Raw genomic sequence first — 19,145 nt, 5'->3', positions numbered from 1 at the left:
GATCCGTTCCATCAAGAGCGATCGAACTGAGATTTAAAACACTACCCGATTTGGCAGTAACACTCGAATCGATCAAACTCTCGAGCGAGCTGTAATCGATTTGCCCCCTATCCCCAACGGACAAGGACACCTGATCAAGAGCCGTGACCTTGCTAATATCGACCGCGCTGCCACTACCATCGACGCTGATGCTGATCAGCCCTCCCACTCGAGAATCGGAGTAATCTTTTAACTTCATAAGACCCGAAAGATCCACCTTGCCGCCACCACTAGCGGTAATTCTCAAAGTAGCTGAACTAACATAATTACGCCGAATTGTCTCGATCGTACTTAAATCGAGAAGGCTGCCCGATCCAGAGGCAGTGAAATGGCTATAATTGTAAGCGCTATGGCCACCCCAGGAATTAACCGTCGTGCTCAGCGTCGCTCCGCTGTAGACATAGAGGTTGGACCCAACCAGGCTACCTCCTCCGAGATTCAATTCAGATCCATTCTTGGCGTACAAGGAAGCCCCGTCGGCATAAGTCTTTCCAGCGCTGAAGCTGCCACCCGCTACATTAGTGGTAAAAGTCACCTTGGTCCCGAGAGTCAATGTGCCCACGCTAGATGCTGATCCAGCATCATAGGTAACGTCGGTGCCATTACCCTCGATCACTGCATCATCGCCTATCGATGGAACCGACCCAGTGTCCCAGTTTCCGCCATCCATGTAGCGACCGTCACCGCCACTCCACTCGACCGTCGCGGCAAACGCGCTCAGCGGAAACAAAACAGACACTAGGAGGGTGCTCGTCAACCCCATCCAACGAACGCAGGACAGAGAGATCGAGGCATCAGAGGCAAGCGCTTCTCGAGCCGAGCCCGTATGGGCGGAGCGGTCATCGTTGAACCAGTTCATGCATACTCCATTTATTTTTTCCTTGCTCAAGAGGGGCTACATCGTCTAGGCCCCCGAAATCGCCGCCGGACACGAAACTGCTCCAACGGCCTGAGGTGCCCTCCATCGGATAAAATCTAGCGTCGGCACCGGCTACGCGGTGTAAAAATATAAGCTAGGCTTATATGCCGTATCGGCTTTCACATCGCCGAGATCGTGCGATGAGGTCTCAAGTCGATTTGTCCAGCACGATGTTTTCATTTCGCCCGAGATCAATTCTCCACCCCACCTGTGCAGTATCTGAGGATGGCGACCGGACCAATAGCCGCATATCGCCATCGAAATCAGAGTGTTTCCTCCAGCAATAAGCATTCCATATAAGGATCGCGATACAAGCAGGGCGATAGCATGTATGAATATTTCTTTATTTTTCGTGTGATTGTTATCGGATTCTCGACCACCGCACCCCATGCAGTCCCGTACATGCGACACCCTTACGTCACGATCTTGAGGCACCCTTTTCCATCGGCCTGAAGCCTTCTATAAGTCAAACGGCCAAGCCATCCAAGGAATCAGGCGCCACAGCATGCTGATCCCGAAACTCAGGACGAGAATACCCGCGACCTGACGCACCCAGGCTCGCTCTGCGATCCGGGCGGCTGCACCGGCGAGCAGGGCGATGCCCATGAGGTTGGGCAATGTGCCCAGACCGAAGGCCAGCATGACGCCGGCACCTTGGATCGGGCTGCCGGTCGCGATCGCCGTCACCAGCACACTGTAGACCAGACCGCAGGGGATCCAGGCCCAGATCAGGCCGACCGCCAGTGCCCGAGGGATGGTGCGAACCGGTAGCAATGGGCGGGCGAGCGGCTCCAGACGACGCCAGAGCGCTCGCCCCCAGCGCTCGGTCGCCTCGAGCAGGCGCCACCAACCGCCCAGATAGAGACCGAGCAGCACCATCATGACCCCGGCGAAGCCATAGAGGATGCGTTGCCCGATCTGCAATGCATCGAGCTGAACGAGCAGCGCGCCCAATCCGCCGAACAGGGCGCCGGCGACGCCATAGCCGAGGATCCGTCCCAGGTTGTAGGCGAGCTGATAGGGCAGCATCCGGGACGGACGGCTTCGGATCTCGGCGCTCAGGCCCATCGTAATCGAGCCCGCCAATCCCCCGCACATCGCCAGACAATGGACCCCGCCCAGGAGTCCGACCAGCAGAGCGGTGATGTACACTTCGACGGAAGTTGAGAACGGCACGGCAGACCTCCTTGGTTGGAGGGGTATCATGCGAGATCGCGCGATCGGCTTCCAGCCGCCAGATTCCCATTATTTCAACGCAGGACGGACTCAGGATGCTTGAATACCAACGTGACTTTCTGAATTTCGCCACCGAGATCGGGGCACTGAAATTCGGCGAATTCACGCTCAAATCCGGACGCAAGAGCCCCTATTTCTTCAACGCCGGACTCTTCGATACGGGCTCGCGTCTGGCCCGGCTGGCACGCGCCTACGGTCATTGCATCCAGGCGTCAGGCATCGAGTTCGACGTGCTCTACGGCCCCGCCTACAAAGGCATCCCGCTCGCCGCCGCCACCAGCGTGGCTCTGGCCACCGAGCTGGGGCGCGAGACGCCTTACGCCTTCAATCGCAAGGAGGCCAAGGACCACGGCGAAGGCGGTCTCATCGTCGGCACACCGCTGGCGGGACGCATCCTCGTCATCGACGACGTCATCACCGCCGGGACCTCGGTGCGCGAGTCGGTCGAGATCATCCGCGCGGCCGGCGCCACGCCCGCAGCCGTGGTGATCGCCTTGGACAGACAGGAGCGCGGCCAGGGGAAGCGGTCCGCCGTCGAGGAGGTCACAGAGATCTTCGGCATTCCAGTCCTGAGCATTCTGACCCTTGCCGATCTCATCGCCTATCTCGAGGTCTCGCCCGACGAAGAGCACCGTCTTCAGACGATGCGCGATTACCGTCAGCTCTATGGGGTGTGACATGCGATCGGAAAACGCCAGGCAATCGAACAGCCTGATCGAGCCGCTCCGCAAGCCTTGGCTGCTTGCGACCCTGGTCTCAGTCTGCTGTTCCAGCCTCGGATTGGCCCAGCCTCTATACCGCTGGGTCGATGAAAACGGCGAGGTCCACTATACGGATTCGGTGCCGGCCACGGAGTCGAAACAGGGGCATACCAGGCTCAGCGATCAGGGACTGCACACCGAGGTCGTCCCCCCGGCCCCGACCGAGGCCGAGTTGGAAAAAGCCAAGGAGCTGGAGCGCATCAAAGAGGAAGAGGAACGCCGCATCGCCGAGCAGAAAGCGGCGGACCAGCGACTGCTGGACCGCTACCGCACGGCCGAGGAACTCGAGCTGACCCGGGAGGGTAAGATCGCCGGGGTCGACTCCCTGATTCAGGTCAAGCGCGACCTGATCCGGGCCAACCTGACGCGCCGACAGAAACTGGAGATGCAGAAACGCGAGGCACTCGAGTCCGGCAAGCCGGTTCCCTCCCAGATCACGGCCGACATCGACAATACGGATGCCCAGATCCGCGCCAATTACGCGGCGATCGTCGACATGGAATACCAGAAGACCGCCATTCGCCGGGAATTCAGCGAACTGCTCGAACACTATCGCAGGCTCAGGAACCTGGCTGCACCACAGGATTCGGAGCCCCTGGACACGGGGACGGTTGGCGGTGTGAAAAATCTGGTCAGCTGCAAGGGAATCGCCGAGTGCACCCGCTATTGGGAGCGGGCCCTGGCCTACGTGCGCGCGCACTCGGATCCCAAAACGGAGATCGCCGGGCCTGGACTCATGATCGGTTTCCGGTACGACGACAAGAAAGAGCGGATCCTGACGCTGACCTGGACCCAGCAGGCGGCCGACCGCCCCGTGCATCTCTTCCTGGATGTCCAGTGCATCGATAAACAGACCGGAAGCCTGACCTGTGCCGATGCCGAGGTCGAACAGGTGCGCGACGGGTTCGGTGAGGCCGTCGCCCAGGATTGAGCGGCGAACAGGCCCTCGATCCGCACGAACCGATCGCAGACCGGGAAGGCGTCCGATCGGTCTCCACGCGCGGATCTCAGCGGCCGCGAATCAGAGTGCCGACTCCCTCGTCGGTGAAGAGATCGAGCATCACCGCATGCTCCACCCGGCCGTCGATGATGTGGGCCGATTTGACCCCGGATCGGACCGCATCGAGCGCGCAGCGGATCTTGGGCAGCATCCCACCCTTGATCACCCCTTCCTCGATCAGCGTCTGGACGCGTCCGGCCTCCAGGTCCTTGATCAGCCGGCCCTCGCCGTCCAACAGACCCGAGGTATTGGTCAGGAGCAGCAATTTCTCGGCCTCGAGCACCTCGGCCATCTTGCCGGCCACCAGATCGGCGTTGATGTTGTAGGAACGGCCGTCCTCGCCGACCCCGATCGGGGCGACGACCGGGATGAAGTTGCTGTTGACCAGCATATGGACGATGGAGGGGTCGATGCTCCGGACCTCGCCCACGTGTCCGATGTCGACGATCTCCGGGGCCTTGAGCTCGGGCGCGTCGCGCTTGAGGAACAGCTTGCTGGCGCGGATCAGGTCGCCGTCCTTGCCGGTCAGGCCCACCGCGGATCCGCCGTGCCGGTTGATGAAGTTGACGATCTCCTTGTTGACCAGACCGCCCAGGACCATCTCGACCACATCCATGGTCTCGGCGTCGGTCACCCGCATCCCCTGCACGAACTCGCTCGCCTTGCCGAGCCGCTGCAGCAGCGAACCGATCTGGGGACCGCCACCGTGAACCACGACCGGATTGATGCCGACCAGCTTCATGAGCACGATGTCGCGGGCGAACCCTTGCTTGAGCGACTCGTCGACCATGGCGTTGCCGCCGTACTTGATCACCATGGTCTTGCCCTGGAAGCGGCGGATGTAGGGCAGGGCCTCGATCAGGACGTGGGCGATGGTCTGGGCACGTTCGCTGGGAAGTGACATCGGGTAACGCTCTCTGAGAATTTTCTGTGTTGAGGGGAACCGATCTGGCTCCGTTCAATGGGTGCCGCTATGGCCGAAACCGCCCGCGCCGCGCTCTGAGGCATCGAAATCGTCCACCAGGGCGAATTCGGCGCGCAGCACCGGGACCAGAACCAGCTGGGCGATCCGCTCGCCGACGGCGATCCTGAAGGGCGCGTCGCCGCGATTCCAGCACGAGACCATGAGCGGCCCCTGATAGTCCGAGTCGATCAGACCGACCAGATTGCCCAGCACGATCCCGTGACGGTGGCCCAATCCGGAGCGCGGCAGGATCATCCCGGCCACGCCCGGCTCGGCGATGTGCACGGCCATCCCGGTCGGCAGCAGCTCGGCGGCGCCGGGCGCCAGGTCGAGCGGCTCGTCCAGCATGGCGCGCAGATCCAGCCCGGCCGAACCCTGGGTCGCATACTCGGGAAGAGGAAAGTCGCGGCCGAGCCGCGGGTCGAGGATCTTGACCTCAAGTCGATGCAGCATGACGTTCTCGATAGCGTTCGGCGATGAGCGCGGCCAATTCAGCCGCGAGCCGGGTCTTGCTCATCATCGGCAGATCGCGCGAACCCTCGGGCCAGAAGACGCTCAGCGCATTCTCGTCGCGCTCGAATCCGCCGCGCTCGCCGCCGACCAGATTGGCGGCGATCATGTCGAGCCGCTTGTCGCGCAGTTTGCCCAAGGCATAATCGGCCACCCGCTCGGTCTCGGCGGCGAAACCGACGGTGAAGGGCGCCGGATCCAGCGCCGCGACCTCGGAAAGGATGTCCGGATTGCGGACCAGGCGCAGCGTCAACCCCTCCGCCGATTTCTTGATCTTACCGTCGGCCGGTCGTTCGGGCCGATAGTCCGCGACGGCGGCCGTAGCGACGAAGAGATCGCAGTCGGCGACGCGCGACATGACGGCGGCGTGCATCTCCAATGCCGTCTCGACCCCGATTCGCTCATGGACGCGGGGCATGGATAGCGCGGTCGGCCCGCTCACCAGCACCACCCTGGCACCCAGATCGGCAAGCGACTCGGCCAGGGCGTAACCCATGCGGCCCGAGCTGCGGTTGCCGAGAAAACGTACCGGATCCACCGGTTCTCGGGTCGGACCGGCCGTCAGCAGCACCCGCACGCCCTCGAGCGAGGAGGGTCCCGCGCCCCTGATCAGGGCCTCGACGATTTCGGCAGGCTCCAGCATGCGCCCGGGCCCGACCTCGCCGCAGGCCTGCTCGCCCACACCCGGCCCCAGGATGCGTGCTCCCCGATCGACCAGACGGCTCAGATTGTCCTGCGTCGCCGGATGACGCCACATGACCTGATTCATGGCCGGAGCGAGCACCAGCGGAGCCTCGCTCGCCAGGGCCAGTGTCGTGAGCAGGTCGTTCGCCATGCCCGCCGCCAGGCGCGCCATCAGATCCGCCGTGGCCGGGGCGACGAGCAGCAGGTCGGCCCAGCGCGCCAGGGCGATATGATCCATGCCCGCCTCGGCCTCCGAGTCGAACAGCTCGGTGCGAACCGGATGCCCGGACACGGCCTGAAAGCTCAAGGGCGCGACGAACCGGGTCGCCGCCCGTGTCATGACCACCCGCACCTCGAAACCCCGGGTCACGAGCCGGCGGACCAGATCGACGGACTTGTAGGCGGCGATACCGCCGCCGACACCCAGCAGCAAACGCCGCCCTCTATTCTGATTCATGATCGATTCGTGTATCTTCGGACATTGGAGGCATTGAGGCCGGGAAGTTTAACTGATCGACCCTCGCCGGGGGGCATCCCGACCACGGAGAAGGCCGCTCGACCGCGCTGCAGAAGGAAGCAATCATGACGATCAAGGACTGGCCGCAGGACGAACGGCCACGCGAGAAACTGCTCGCGCATGGAGCGGAAGCACTGTCGGACGCCGAACTGCTGGCCATCTTTCTGCGCACCGGCGTTCCCGGCAAGAGCGCGGTGGACCTGGCCCGCGAACTGCTCTCCAGCTTCGGCGGACTGCCCGGCCTGCTGGCCGCGGACCAACGCCGCTTCTGCGAGGGCAGGGGACTGGGCCAGGCCAAGTTCGCCCAGCTGCAGGCCGTCCTGGAACTGAGCCGGCGCTATCTCATGACCCGCATCAGCGGTCAGGACGTGCTCACCAGTCCCGAGGCCACCCGCGACTATCTCAAGATGCGCCTCTACGGCTCGCCCCACGAGATCTTCGCCTGTCTCTTCCTCGACAACCGCCACCGGGTGATCCTCTACGAGGAGCTCTTCCGCGGCACCATCGACGGCGCCAGCGTCCATCCGCGCGAGGTTCTGCGCCGGGTCATGGACACCAACGCGGCCGCGGTCATCTTCGCGCACAACCATCCTTCCGGCGTCGCCGAGCCCAGCCAGGCGGACCTGCACATCACCAAACGCCTCAAAGATACACTAGCCCTTGTGGATGTTCGGGTGCTCGACCACATCATCGTCGGTGAGGGGGATGGAACATCCTTCGCCGAGCGGGGTCTTCTATGAGCCGGAAATCGAATCGCATCCGGAACTTGCGCGTCTTTCAGGCGGCATGATAGGATTCCGCTTCTTTATGTACTGAAACACTCGCCGACTTGTAGGGATTCCCGCCATGTCCAAGGTATGTCAGGTTACCGGTAAACGCCCCCTCACCGGCAACAACGTCTCGCACGCGAACAACAAGACCAAGCGCCGCTTCCTCCCGAACCTGCACGAGAAGCGGTTCTGGGTGGAGACCGAGAAGCGCTGGGTCAAACTGCGTCTGTCCACCAAGGGCATGCGCATCATCGACAAGAATGGCATCGACGCTGTGCTCGGCGACCTCCGTGCACGCGGCGAAAAGATCTAACTAGGAGGATCGATCCATGGCCAAGGCAGCACGCGAAAAGATCCGCCTCAACTCCAGCGCCGGTACGGGTCACTTCTATACCACGACCAAGAACAAGCGCAATCAGCCCGGCAAGATGGAGATCAAGAAGTTCGATCCCGTCGTCCGCCAGCACGTCATGTACAAGGAAGGCAAGATCAAGTAAGCCGACCTGTCCCGGTCCGAGCGACCGGCTTGCATACATGGCGAGCGAAAGAACCCGCTTCGAGCGGGTTTTTTCGTGCCCTGCGAACCCGATCGCCGGGACCGGAGGCTAGATCGCCTCCAGGATCAGATTGCCGACGCGATCGCGTCCGACTCGCCAGCCGGGTGCGAGCCAGGTCGTCGAGACCGCGTCCGTGATCACCGCCGGCCCGATGCAGCACTCTCCCGAGATCGATTCCCGCGCCAGAACCGGGACCGGCGATTCGCACCCGAAGACCCGCAGCGTTCGAGCCCGATCCGCCGCCGAGGCCGAACCCTCGGGCAGCCGCAGCAGAGGCGCGGGGGCCCGTACCCTCACCCGCAGGTTGACCAGCTCGACCGAGAGATCAAGACGGTGTCCGTAGGTCGCCGCATGGGCGCGATGGAAATCCTCGATCACCGCCCCGACGGAGGTCCAGGGGCGATTCAGGGTATGGGACTGGCCGCGATAGCGCAGATCCAGCGAGGGTTCGACCCTCAACCCATCGCTCGACACCCCTTCCTCGGCCAGTTCGGCCCGCCCGGCGTCGATCAGGGTCTGGAGCGCCGCCTCGACCTCGGTATCGCTCAGGACATCGAGACGCCCGAGCCAGGTCTTGGTCAGTGTCCGGCCAGCCGGGGCGGCCAGCATGCCGAGGGCGGACAACACGCCAGCATGCATCGGAACCAGCGCGTGACGCATCCCCAGCGCCTCGGCCAGGGCGCAGACATGCAGCCCGCCGGCCCCTCCGAACGAGGTCAGGACGAAGTCGCGCGGATCCAGCCCTCGCTGTACAGAGATGACCCGCAGCGCGCGCGCCATGTGCTCGTTGGCGATCCGGACGATGCCGAGCGCGACCTCCTCGATCCCGAGATCGAGCCGATCGGCCAGGCGCCCGACGGCCGAGCGCGCCGCCTCGACGTCGAGCCGCATCCGTCCGCCCAGGAAACCTTCGGGATCCAGACGCCCCAGCACCAGATTGGCGTCGGTCACGGTCGGCTGAAGGCCGCCGCGTCCGTAACAGGCCGGGCCCGGATCCGCGCCGGCCGACTCCGGACCGACCAGCAGCAGACCGCCCGCGTCCACCTGGGCGATCGAGCCGCCTCCCGCGCCGATGGTATGCATGTCCACCATGGGCAGCGCGACCGGATAGCCGGCGATACGGCCTGCCGTGGTGAGCCTCGGCTCCCCGTCGATGAGCGCGACGTCGGTCGAGGTCCCGCCCATGTCGAAACTCAGCAGACGCCTGGGTATGCCTCCGCTCCCGGCGACGAAGGCCGCGCCGGCCAGACCGCCCGCCGGACCGGAGAGCAGCAGCCGGGCGGCATGACGTGCGGTCCGCTCGGCGGCGACGGCCTCGCCGCTGCTTTGCATCACCGAGATCCCAGCCCCCGGCAGACCGGCGCCGAGCCGGTCGAGATAGCGCGCGACGATGGGACCGACCCAGGCGTTGAGCCAAGTGGCGATGCCGCGCTCGTATTCGCCGGTCAGCGGCAGGACCTCGGACGAGCGCGACACGAACAGACCTGGCGGCAAGGCATCGGCCAGCGCCCGCTCGGCGCTGTCGTCGAGATAGGAGAAGAGCAGATTGATGGCGACCGCCTCGGGCGCCAGCCGCTCGACCTCGGCCCTCAGACGCTCGAGATCCTCGTCGGTCAGCGGCTCGACCCAGCCTCCGTCCGCGGCCAGGCGTCCGCCGGTCTCGATGCAGAGTTCGCGCGGAACCGGCGGCCGGCGCGGCGGAGGCTGGAGATCGTAAAGGTGCGTTCTGGCCTGGCGGCCGATCGCGAGCAGATCCCTGAAACCGCGATTGGCGACATAGAGGGTCCGCACGCCCTTGCCTTCGAGCACCGCGTTGGTCGCCACCGTGCTGCCATGAACGACCCTCAGTCCGGACGGATCCAGCCCGAGCTCGGAGATGCCCTGCAGGATGGCGCGTTCGGGCGCCTCCGGGGTGGAGAGAACCTTGTGGATACGGACCTCGCCCGCGCGCCAGAGCACGAAATCGGTGAAGGTCCCGCCGGTATCGATGCCGATCAGGGTCATTGGCTGTCCATCTGTCGAGTCGAAGGGGCCGGAACCAGATCGAGTGCGCCGGTCGGCGTTACTCGCGGTCCGTTCCAGGGCCAGGGATGGATGTCGACCGACCCGACGCAAGCCTAGCCCGAGTCTGGCCCCAATCCCAGGGTGTCACCACGAATCCAAGGATCGAGACCAAGATACCCGATTCGGACATTGTTCGAGACGTCCGCACGATATCGATGGTATCCAGATCGCCGTCGCCCTGTGAACCCGGCAGAATAATGGCGACGAATCCAGCGCCATGAGGCGATCATCTGCGAAGGGTCTCGTCGAACATGAATCGCCACACAGGGGGCCGATGAACTTGATTCGGCCTGCCCTGGACCCACTGGTATCAACTCGGCCCATAGCGGACAAGCCTCATCGGGATCATCTCAGGATCCAACCTGTCCGCGACAACGACCTTCCGCGAGGATCCCTCTCAATGCCGTCCACACCCGACATCCAGGCCGTCAGACAGTATCTGCTGGAACTCCAGGACAGCATCACCACCGCCTTGCGCCAGAGCGACGGCGGCGCCGGCTTCCGCCAGGACAGCTGGGAGCGTCCGGACGGCGGTGGAGGCCGCACCCGCGTCATGGAGGGCGGCATGGTCTTCGAGCAATGCTGCATCAACTACTCGCACGTCTTCGGAAACGCACTGCCCCCTTCGGCGAGCGCCCAGCGGCCAGAGCTCGCCGGGCGCCGCTTCCAGGCCATGGGCGTGTCGCTCGTTTGCCATCCGCAAAACCCCTATGTGCCCTCGTCGCATCTCAACGTACGCTTCTTCATCGCCGAGAAGGACGGAGCCGACCCGGTCTGGTGGTTCGGCGGCGGATTCGACCTCACGCCCTATTACGGCTTCATGGAGGACGTCATCCACTGGCACCGCAATGCGCGCGCGGCCTGCGCCCCCTTCGGCGACGATCTCTATCCCCGCTTCAAGCGCTGGTGCGACGACTATTTCTTCATCCGACACCGCAACGAGCCGCGCGGGATCGGCGGACTCTTCTTCGACGACTTCGATCAGGGCGGATTCGAGCAGGCATTCGGACTCGTGCGCAGCGTCGGCGATCACTACCTGACCGGCTACATCCCCATCGTCAACCGCCGCTGGGCCAAAATCTACGGCGACCGCGAACGGGCCTTTCAAAAATACCGGCGCGGACGCTACGTCGAGTTCAATCTGGTCCAGGACCGGGGCACCCTGTTCGGACTCCAGTCCGGCGGCCGCACCGAATCCATCCTCGCCTCCATGCCGCCCGAGGTGAGCTGGCGCTACGACTACCGTCCCGAGCCGGGAACCCCGGAGGCCGAACTCTACGAACATTTCCTGGTGGTACGCGATTGGATCGAGGAACCCGAACAAGGGGCGGACTGACGTCTCGCTCCTGTGGAGCGGTGGACGCCGGCTCGCCATTCAGGACAATCCCATGTCATCATCGGATTCCAGCCTCAGAGCGACGACCGGTCCTGAGCGAACGGCATCCATGCCTCCAGCCCGCCGGATCGGCCAGGGTCATGCGTGGAAGGCATTGCCTCCTCGCCTCGGCAACCGGCGAAGGAAAACCATATAAGGGCGTTGGGCCATGAAATATCTCGAGGTGATTGCCGGCGCCGGCAGCGCGGACACGGTCGCGGAGACCGCCGCCAAGGTCAAGGCGATGGACTTCAGGCTCGGTCCGGTCGGCGCGGACGGCATGCAGCCGATGCGCATGCTGATCAGCGACGACAAGGTCCAGCGCGTCCTGGATCTGCTGCAGACCGTGCTCGGTGCCCAGCCCTCCGCCCGCATCCTGGTCATGGCGGTCGAGACGGTCGTTCCTCCACCCGACGAGGAGCACCGCAAGCAGGAGGACTCCGCCACCGCCGCGCGCGAGGCGCTCTACGAAGGCATGGAGAAGAGTGCCCGCCTCGGCCCCAACTATCTGATCCTGGTGACCCTCTCGACCATCGTCGCGGCCATCGGGCTGATCGAGGACAACGTCGCCGTGGTCATCGGCGCCATGGTGATCGCACCGCTGCTGGGACCGAATCTCGCCCTGAGCCTGGGAACGGCGCTCGGGGATATCGGGCTCATGAAGAAGTCGATCTCGACCCTCTTCGTCGGCATCCTCACCGCGGTCGCCCTATCGGCGGCACTGGCCTATTTCTGGCCGAACGAGCTGACGAGCCACGAGGTGCTGGCGAGAACGAATGCCGGGCTCGACTCGGTCGCCCTGGCGCTCGCCTCGGGCGCGGCTGCCGCGCTCTCCCTGACCACGGGACTCTCCAGCGTTCTGGTCGGGGTCATGGTCGCCGTGGCCCTGCTGCCCCCGGCCGCGACACTGGGCCTCATGCTCGGCGACGGCCGCTTCGAGCTGGCGCTCGGCGCCGGGCTGCTGCTGGCCGTCAACGTCGTCAGCGTCAACCTGGCCAGCAAGATCGTCTTCTTCGCCAAGGGGATCCGACCGCGCAAGTGGCTCGAGAAGCAGAAGGCGAAACGGGCCATGGTGACCTATGTCCTCGTCTGGATACTCACCCTGCTGATCCTCGTCCTCATCATCATGGAACGCGAGGCGCTCATGCCGCGAAATCTCGAGCAGCAATTGAAGGACAGGCTGAACATCTCGGCGGTCGAGCGACCGACCCCAGCCGACTGGACATCACTCAATCCAGGTGTTCCTGCAGCCATTCGTTGATCTGATAGCGCGACCGCGCACCGCTGAAACGTCCCTTCTCCTCGCCATGCTGTAAGAGGATGACGGTCGGGAAGCCGCGCACCCTGTAGTGTCCGGCCAGACGCATGTTCTCGCCCTCGTCGACCTCCAGTTTGGCGAGCAGAATTCCTCCCTCGCGTTCCTCGACGACGCGCTCCAAATGCGGCGAGAGGGCATGACAGGGTCCGCACCAATCGGCCCAGAAATCCACCAGGACGGGCGTCTCGCGCGAGACGTCGATCACCGCTTCCTGGAACTGCTCGTAATGGGTCTCGAAGATCGAGGGATTCGAGTGCGACGGCTTGTGCATGAGGGCTTCCTGTTGGGAGTGGAGGACCGGAGTTTAGCCCGAAAGCCCTACGCGACTGGAGCCACGGGCCCGGCTGAGCTATGTTAGGGGGTTTGAAGCGCCGGGATGGTCCCGTGCGCATCGGACCCGACTCCGAGGTTCCTCGATCCATGGCCGATCTCGACACACCCCGTTCCGCCTATCCCATCACCCGCATGCGCCGGATGCGCCGAGACGACTTCTCGCGCCGCATGATGCGCGAGAATACGCTCACGCCCGACGACCTCATCTATCCCGTGTTCGTCCTCGACGGGTCCGGCCAGCGCGAGGCGGTCGAGTCCATGCCCGGAGTGGAGCGTCTGAGCATCGATCTGCTGGTGGAGGAGGCGCGCGAGGTTCACCGGCTGGGGATCCCCGTGATGGCGCTCTTCCCGGTCACACCGCTGTCGGCCAAGTCGCTCGACGCCCGCGAGGCCTACAATCCGGACGGGATCGCACAGCGTGCCGTGCGCGCGCTCAAGGACGCCGTGCCCGAACTGGGCATCATGACCGACGTCGCGCTCGACCCCTTCACCACCCACGGTCAGGACGGTCTGATCGACGATGAGGGCTACGTGATGAACGAGCCCACGGTCGAGGTCCTGGTGCGTCAGGCGGTCTCCCATGCCGAGGCCGGCGTCGACATCGTCGCCCCGTCCGACATGATGGACGGGCGCATCGGCGCGGTCCGCACGGCGCTCGAGGCCGGCGGGCACATCCACACCCGCATCATGGCCTACTCGGCCAAGTATGCCTCCAGCTACTACGGCCCCTTCCGCGACGCGCTCGGCACCGCCGGCAACCTGGGCAAGGGCAACAAGTACACCTACCAGATGGACCCGGCCAATTCCGACGAGGCGATCCACGAGGTTGCGCTCGACCTCGCCGAGGGTGCCGACATGGTGATGGTCAAACCCGGCATGCCCTATCTGGATATCGTCCGGCGCGTCAAGGACCAGTTCGGCGCGCCGACCTTCGTCTATCAGGTCAGCGGCGAATACGCCATGCTCAAGGCCGCGGGCATGAACGGCTGGCTCGACGAAAAGGCGGTGGTAATGGAGGCGATGGTCTCCATGAAACGCGCCGGTGCCGACGGCATCCTGACCTATTTCTCCAAGGACATCGCCCGCTGGCTCGCCGAGTGAGGCATCGGGGACGGGCCGCGCCCGCCCCTCGTCCCGGGAGGCTCGCCGCTCGAGCCTCCCGTCCCAACCGATCCAACCGCGAGGCATCTCGATGCCCGACCGCTATGCCGTCATCGGCAATCCCATCGCCCACAGCAAGTCGCCCGCCATCCATGCCGCCTTCGCGGAACAGACCGGGCAGGACATCCGCTACGGCCGGCTGCTCGGCGACCGCGACGACTTCGCCGGAGACGTCCGACGCTTCTTCGCCGAGGGCGGACTGGGTCTGAACGTCACGGTTCCCTTCAAGGAAGAGGCCTGGGCGCTGGCCGACGAACGCAGCCCGAGGGCCGAGATCGCCGGGGCCGTGAACACCTTGATCCGCCTCGACGCGACTCGGATCCGCGGCGACAACACCGACGGGGTCGGACTCGTCCGCGATCTCGGCATCAATCACGGCTTCGATTTCAGGGCCAGATCCGTGCTGCTGCTCGGTGCCGGAGGCGCCTCGCGCGGCGTGCTGCTGCCGCTGCTCGAAAGCGGTCTCGCCCGACTTCGGATCGCCAACCGGACCGCCGCGAAGGCAGAGGATCTGGCCGCGCTGGGCGCCGCATTCGGCCCGGTCGAGGGATGCGGTCTCGACCAACTCGAAGGCGAACGCTTCGACCTCATCATCAATGCGACCTCCGCCGGATTGAGCGACGCGGTTCCGGCCATCCCGGAGACCTGTCTCGCCCCCGGCGGCTGGACCTACGACATGCTCTACGGCGACGTGCCGACCGCCTTCTGCCGCTGGGGCGCGGCGCACCAGGCGGCACGCGCCCTCGACGGTCTCGGAATGCTGGTCGAGCAGGCCGCCGAGTCCTTCCATCTCTGGCGCGGCATCCGCCCGAAGACGGCAACCGTCATAAAAGGGTTGCGCCGCCCAGGTTAGCATTCGCCCACCGCCGATCGCTCGAAACCAGAGCGCTCCCTTCGGAATGACGCAATCTGGAGTCCGTGCCATGAAGACAGCCGTGCTGGGATTGGGACTGCTGGGATCCGAAATCGCGCTGCGACTGAAACGTCAGGGCCGCGAGGTCGTGGGATGGAACCGGGGATCCGAGCGCGCCGAGGCCGCCCGAAAACGGGGTGTGATGTTGGCCGGCTCGCCGGAGGAGGCGATCGCCGAGGCCGACATCGCCTGTCTGCTCCTGAGCGACGCCGAGGCCATCCTGGATACGCTCTTCCGCGGCGCGGACGCCGACCGGCTGGCCGGCTGCATCGTCGTCCAGATGGGCACCATCGCGCCGCGCGAAAGCCGCGACATCGCCGAGCACGTCGCCGCCCAGGGCGGCGAATACCTGGAAGCCCCCGTGCTCGGCAGCCTTCCCGAGGCGCGCGAGGGCAACCTCATCCTCATGGCCGGCGGCGATCCGGATCTCTTCGAACGCTGCCTCCCCGTGCTCAAGGATCTGAGCCGGGATCCTCGGCTGATCGGCGATCTGGGGCAGGGCGCGGCCCTGAAGCTGGCGATGAACCAGCTGATCGCCGGCCTGACCGCCACCTTCTCCCTCAGTCTCGGACTGGTTCGGCGCGAGAACATCGACGTCGAGCAGTTCATGACCCTGCTGCGATCGAGCGCGCTCTACGCCAAGACCTTCGACAAGAAGCTCGACAAATATCTGAGCCACGACTACGGCGCGGCCAACTTCCCGCTCAAGCATCTGCACAAGGACGTTCGGCTCTTCCGTCGCGTCGCCGATGAAAACGCACTCGACACTCGGCTGACGGCCGCCATCGAATCCGCCTGCCTCCAGGCCGAGGAGCAGGGACTCGGAGACCTGGATTACTCGGCGCTCTACGAGTCATTCTGCGACCCTTCCTCGAACCGGGAGACCTGAGAGCGGTCGGCTCTCCCGCGCCCGACTCCATTCCGATCACCTCGACCGATTCGGCCTCGTTCTCGAATCCCGTCAAGCCATCGGCACTTCCCTTATTCCCAATCGATTTACTGTGTAAATCAGCGCGTTAGTTTTTGAGTGCTATTTGCATTTGCGGTTGCAGACTCATAATATTGAGAATCCTTCTTGTTTAAGGTGCCGCGACAGCCTGCAGCCATGACCCACTCCATCTCCTTGCACGCCCATGAATTCCTCGACCTGGCTCCGAACGACACCGCGGCAGATCCGATCGCCGCGACCCCGGCCGACGACACAAAACCCTTTCCTCTGACCATGGCCAGCGACGGCGAGCGGGTGCGGATCCGATCGCTGCTCGGTGGCAAGGGACTGGTCATGCGCCTGACCGAGCTGGGTCTGAATCAGGGAACCGAGCTGCGCGTCATCCAGCGCCAGGGCGCCGGACTGGTGGTCGCGCGGGGCGAGACTCGCATCGCGCTCGGCGGAGGCATGGCTACCAAGATTCTCGTGACGGGGCTCGGACGATGAAGACGACACTCAAGGAATTCGCGGTTGGCGACAATGGTCGCGTGCTGGGCTTCCAGGGCGGCGGCGGAACCTATCGGCGCAAGCTGCTCTCCATGGGGATCACGCCGGGCGTCGCGCTCGAGGTGGTGCGGGTCGCGCCGCTGGGAGACCCGGTCGAGATCCGGGTGCGTGGAACCTCCGTCAGTCTGCGGCGCGACGAGGCGGCCGTTCTCGAAGTGGAGCGAATCTGACCATGAAGACGCGCTATACCATCGGCGTCGTCGGCAATCCGAATTGCGGCAAGACGACCCTCTTCAACGCCCTCACCGGGTCCAGACAGCGCGTCGGCAACTGGCCCGGCGTCACGGTGGAACGCAAGATCGGACGCTACGGATTCGGCGGCGCCGAGTTCAATCTGGTCGACCTGCCCGGAACCTATTCGCTGGATGTGTCGGACCAGGCGGTGTCATTGGACGAACGGATCGCCCGGGACTTCGTCCATGCGCGCGAGGCCGATCTCATCCTGAACATCCTCGACGCGGCCAACCTGGAGCGCAATCTCTATCTGACGACCCAGCTGCTCGAGATGGGACGGCCGACCCTCATCGCGCTCAACATGATGGACGTCGCCGAGGAGCGCGGGCTCCAGATCGACGTCGAGCAGCTGTCGGCGCGACTGGGATGCCCCGTCGTCCCGGTCGTCGCGGCGGACGGCAAGGGGATCAAGGAACTGCGCCAGGCCCTGCTGGATGCCGCCCAGTCGGTAACGGACGCGCGCTGGATCCCCGCCAACCCGGTGAACTACGGCCAGAAGCTGGAGGATGCGATCGCCGCGATCGTGCCCAAGATCGCGGGCATCGCCGAGGCCCAAATGGATCCGCCGCGCTGGCTGGCGGCGCGTCTGATCGAGGGCGACGATCTGGCCGCAAACCTGGTGGGGGAGCGCGTCGGGAACGACGAAATCCGCGCGCTCCTCGGCGACGAGGCCGACGACGCCGACATCCTCTTCGCCGACGCCCGCTACGGCTATGCGCACGCGGTAACCCAGGCCAGCGTGACGCAGGTCGGCGAGGTCTCGCGAACCCTGTCGGACCGCCTGGACCGGGTGATGCTCAACCGCGCCTTCGGCATCCCCATCTTCCTCTTCGTCATGTACCTGATGTTCATGTTCACCATCAACATCGGTGGTGCATTCATCGACTTCTTCGACATCGCGGCCGGCACCCTCTTCGTCGACGGCACCGCCGCCTTCCTGACAGCCGCCCGGGCACCCGAATGGTTCGTCGTCGGCGTCGCCGGTGGCATCGGCGGCGGCATCCAGGTGGTCGCGACCTTCATCCCCATCATCGCCTTTCTCTATCTGTTCATGTCGGTGCTCGAGGACTCGGGCTACATGGCGCGGGCGGCCTTCGTAGTCGACCGCTTCATGCGCGGCATCGGACTGCCCGGCAAGTCCTTCGTGCCGCTGCTGGTCGGATTCGGCTGCAACGTCCCGGCCATCATGGCTGCCCGCACCCTGGAGAATCAGCGCGACCGGATCCTCACGGTGCTCATGGCACCTTTCATGTCCTGCGGTGCGCGGCTGCCCGTCTATGCGCTCTTCGCGGCGGCCTTCTTCACCTCCGGCGGACAGAACATCGTCTTCGGTCTCTATCTGATCGGGATCGCGGCGGCCGTGCTGACCGGATTCATCCTCAAGCGGACACTCCTCCAGGGCCAGGCCATGCCCTTCGTGATGGAACTGCCCCCCTATCATCTGCCGACCCTCAAGGGCGTGGCGCTGCGCACCTGGGACCGCACCAAGGGATTCGTGGTCCGCGCCGGATCCGTGATCGTGCCCATGGTGCTGGTCATCAACGTGCTCAACAGCACGGGCACGGACGGCAGCTTCGGCAACGAGGACAGCGACCGCTCGCTCCTGGCCGAGATCGGACGCACCATCGCGCCCGCCTTCGGTCCCATGGGGCTGGACGAGGAGAACTGGCCGGCGACCGTCGGCATCTTCACCGGCATCCTCGCCAAGGAGGCCGTGGTGGGAACGCTCGACGCCACCTACTCGGCCCTGGGCAGCCAGGACCAGGGCGGTGAGGCAGCCGCCGCGGAAGAAAAGGATGGCGGCTACGACATGGGCGCCGGCCTGGCCGAGGCCGTGGCCACCATCCCGGCCAATCTCGGCGACGCCTTGGGCGGCTGGGCCGATCCGCTCGGACTCGATATCGGCGATGTCGACGACCAGGAGCTGGCCGCCTCGGAGCAGGAGGTGACGACCACGACCTTCGGCGCCATGGCGGCCCGCTTCGACGGCGCGGCCGGCGCCTTCGCCTATCTGCTCTTCATCCTGCTCTATGCCCCCTGCGTGGCGGCCATCGCGGCCATCAACCGCGAGACCTCCCCGGGCTGGACCCTGTTCGCGGTGACCTGGACGACCGGGCTCGGCTATATCACCGCGACTATCTTCTACCAGGCAGCGATCTTCGCGCGCGATCCGGCGAGCTCGGCATCCTGGATCGGCGCCATGCTCGCGCTCTTCGGCGCCGCCGTCGTCGCCATGCGCTGGTGGTCCCAGCGCACCTTGCCGAAGCGCGACCTGGCGCGTGAGACCCTTTAAGG

At 64.9% G+C, this 19,145-nt stretch carries 20 protein-coding genes; 13 read left to right on the top strand and 7 right to left on the bottom strand.

The genetic code is table 11. The features are described 5' to 3' along the window. The coding region (locus D779_RS22025) for a hypothetical protein (RefSeq protein ID WP_157726290.1) at window positions 1–898 on the bottom strand (898 nt) is incomplete at its 3' end. Between the two features lie 519 nt (window positions 899–1,417). After that, complete coding sequence (locus D779_RS01015; RefSeq protein WP_043748073.1) at window positions 1,418–2,134, bottom strand: sulfite exporter TauE/SafE family protein; 717 nt, start codon at window positions 2,132–2,134, stop codon at window positions 1,418–1,420. 95 nt (window positions 2,135–2,229) lie between these two features. Here D779_RS01015 and pyrE point away from each other — a divergent pair, with 95 nt between their 5' ends. Both pyrE and D779_RS01005 read left to right on the top strand, forming a co-directional pair. Further along, the gene (pyrE, locus tag D779_RS01010) at window positions 2,230–2,871 is read left to right on the top strand and encodes an orotate phosphoribosyltransferase (protein WP_043748069.1); all 642 of its coding nucleotides are present in this window, start codon (window positions 2,230–2,232) and stop codon (window positions 2,869–2,871) included. A 1-nt stretch (window position 2,872) separates the two neighbouring features. Next, on the top strand, window positions 2,873–3,886 hold the full coding sequence (locus D779_RS01005) for a DUF4124 domain-containing protein (protein WP_043748066.1): 1,014 nt from the start codon (window positions 2,873–2,875) through the stop codon (window positions 3,884–3,886). A gap of 76 nt (window positions 3,887–3,962) precedes the next feature. Here D779_RS01005 and argB read toward each other — a convergent pair whose 3' ends face one another. Genes argB through coaBC form a run of 3 tightly spaced genes read right to left on the bottom strand, consistent with a single transcriptional unit; the run spans window position 3,963 to window position 6,570 of the window. Next, complete coding sequence (gene argB, locus D779_RS01000; RefSeq protein ID WP_043748060.1) at window positions 3,963–4,859, bottom strand: acetylglutamate kinase; 897 nt, start codon at window positions 4,857–4,859, stop codon at window positions 3,963–3,965. A gap of 54 nt (window positions 4,860–4,913) precedes the next feature. Then, the gene (dut, locus tag D779_RS00995) at window positions 4,914–5,372 is read right to left on the bottom strand and encodes a dUTP diphosphatase (protein WP_094300744.1); all 459 of its coding nucleotides are present in this window, start codon (window positions 5,370–5,372) and stop codon (window positions 4,914–4,916) included. Next, window positions 5,356–6,570, bottom strand: coding sequence for a bifunctional phosphopantothenoylcysteine decarboxylase/phosphopantothenate--cysteine ligase CoaBC (coaBC, locus tag D779_RS00990; RefSeq protein WP_043748057.1), 1,215 nt, complete (start codon window positions 6,568–6,570; stop codon window positions 5,356–5,358). Before coaBC ends, dut begins: the two co-directional genes overlap by 17 nt. A gap of 125 nt (window positions 6,571–6,695) precedes the next feature. On the opposite strand from coaBC, the gene radC reads away from it, so the two are divergent. From radC to rpmG, 3 genes are all read left to right on the top strand, one after another. Then, the gene (gene radC / locus D779_RS00985) at window positions 6,696–7,370 is read left to right on the top strand and encodes a RadC family protein (protein ID WP_043748054.1); all 675 of its coding nucleotides are present in this window, start codon (window positions 6,696–6,698) and stop codon (window positions 7,368–7,370) included. 106 nt (window positions 7,371–7,476) lie between these two features. After that, a complete protein-coding gene (rpmB, locus tag D779_RS00980) occupies window positions 7,477–7,713 on the top strand; it encodes a 50S ribosomal protein L28 (protein ID WP_043748051.1) in 237 nt (78 codons plus the stop codon). Between the two features lie 16 nt (window positions 7,714–7,729). Then, window positions 7,730–7,897: a 50S ribosomal protein L33 gene (rpmG, locus tag D779_RS00975; RefSeq protein ID WP_005222974.1), complete on the top strand. Its 168-nt coding sequence runs from the start codon at window positions 7,730–7,732 to the stop codon at window positions 7,895–7,897. 108 nt (window positions 7,898–8,005) lie between these two features. Here the strand turns inward: rpmG and D779_RS00970 are convergent, their stop codons facing one another. Beyond that, on the bottom strand, window positions 8,006–9,961 hold the full coding sequence (locus D779_RS00970) for a hydantoinase/oxoprolinase family protein (RefSeq protein ID WP_043748046.1): 1,956 nt from the start codon (window positions 9,959–9,961) through the stop codon (window positions 8,006–8,008). 460 nt (window positions 9,962–10,421) lie between these two features. Between D779_RS00970 and hemF the strand changes: the two genes are divergently transcribed. Both hemF and D779_RS00960 read left to right on the top strand, forming a co-directional pair. After that, entirely contained in the window at window positions 10,422–11,357 is a 936-nt protein-coding gene (gene hemF / locus D779_RS00965) for an oxygen-dependent coproporphyrinogen oxidase (RefSeq protein WP_043748043.1), read from the top strand. A 208-nt stretch (window positions 11,358–11,565) separates the two neighbouring features. After that, complete coding sequence (locus D779_RS00960) at window positions 11,566–12,657, top strand: TIGR00341 family protein (RefSeq protein WP_043748041.1); 1,092 nt, start codon at window positions 11,566–11,568, stop codon at window positions 12,655–12,657. On the opposite strand, the gene D779_RS00955 is transcribed toward D779_RS00960, so the two are convergent. After that, the gene (locus tag D779_RS00955) at window positions 12,626–12,985 is read right to left on the bottom strand and encodes a thioredoxin family protein (protein ID WP_043748038.1); all 360 of its coding nucleotides are present in this window, start codon (window positions 12,983–12,985) and stop codon (window positions 12,626–12,628) included. The two genes, D779_RS00960 and D779_RS00955, sit on opposite strands and share 32 nt — an antisense overlap. A 149-nt stretch (window positions 12,986–13,134) precedes the next feature. On the opposite strand from D779_RS00955, the gene hemB reads away from it, so the two are divergent. From hemB to feoB, 6 genes are all read left to right on the top strand, one after another. Continuing rightward, the gene (hemB, locus tag D779_RS00950) at window positions 13,135–14,148 is read left to right on the top strand and encodes a porphobilinogen synthase (RefSeq protein WP_043748035.1); all 1,014 of its coding nucleotides are present in this window, start codon (window positions 13,135–13,137) and stop codon (window positions 14,146–14,148) included. Window positions 14,149–14,239: 91 nt separating this feature from the next. Next, window positions 14,240–15,061, top strand: coding sequence for a shikimate dehydrogenase (aroE, locus tag D779_RS00945; RefSeq protein ID WP_043748031.1), 822 nt, complete (start codon window positions 14,240–14,242; stop codon window positions 15,059–15,061). 46 nt (window positions 15,062–15,107) lie between these two features. Next, window positions 15,108–16,010: an NAD(P)-dependent oxidoreductase gene (locus D779_RS00940; protein WP_157726289.1), complete on the top strand. Its 903-nt coding sequence runs from the start codon at window positions 15,108–15,110 to the stop codon at window positions 16,008–16,010. A gap of 216 nt (window positions 16,011–16,226) precedes the next feature. Beyond that, window positions 16,227–16,556: a FeoA family protein gene (locus D779_RS21435; RefSeq protein WP_081763256.1), complete on the top strand. Its 330-nt coding sequence runs from the start codon at window positions 16,227–16,229 to the stop codon at window positions 16,554–16,556. After that, the gene (locus D779_RS00930; protein ID WP_043748024.1) at window positions 16,553–16,786 is read left to right on the top strand and encodes a FeoA family protein; all 234 of its coding nucleotides are present in this window, start codon (window positions 16,553–16,555) and stop codon (window positions 16,784–16,786) included. The genes D779_RS21435 and D779_RS00930 overlap by 4 nt, the downstream gene beginning before the upstream one ends. 2 nt (window positions 16,787–16,788) lie before the next feature. Further along, window positions 16,789–19,143, top strand: coding sequence for a Fe(2+) transporter permease subunit FeoB (gene feoB, locus D779_RS00925; RefSeq protein WP_043748021.1), 2,355 nt, complete (start codon window positions 16,789–16,791; stop codon window positions 19,141–19,143). The last annotated feature ends 2 nt before the right edge of the window (window positions 19,144–19,145 follow it).

Origin of the sequence: Imhoffiella purpurea, assembly GCF_000585215.1 — a bacterium.
Classification (GTDB): Bacteria; Pseudomonadota; Gammaproteobacteria; order Chromatiales; family Chromatiaceae; genus Imhoffiella; species Imhoffiella purpurea.
The sequence above is the reverse complement of the archived record's forward strand: the minus strand, read 5'-3'. Positions and strand labels throughout refer to the sequence as shown.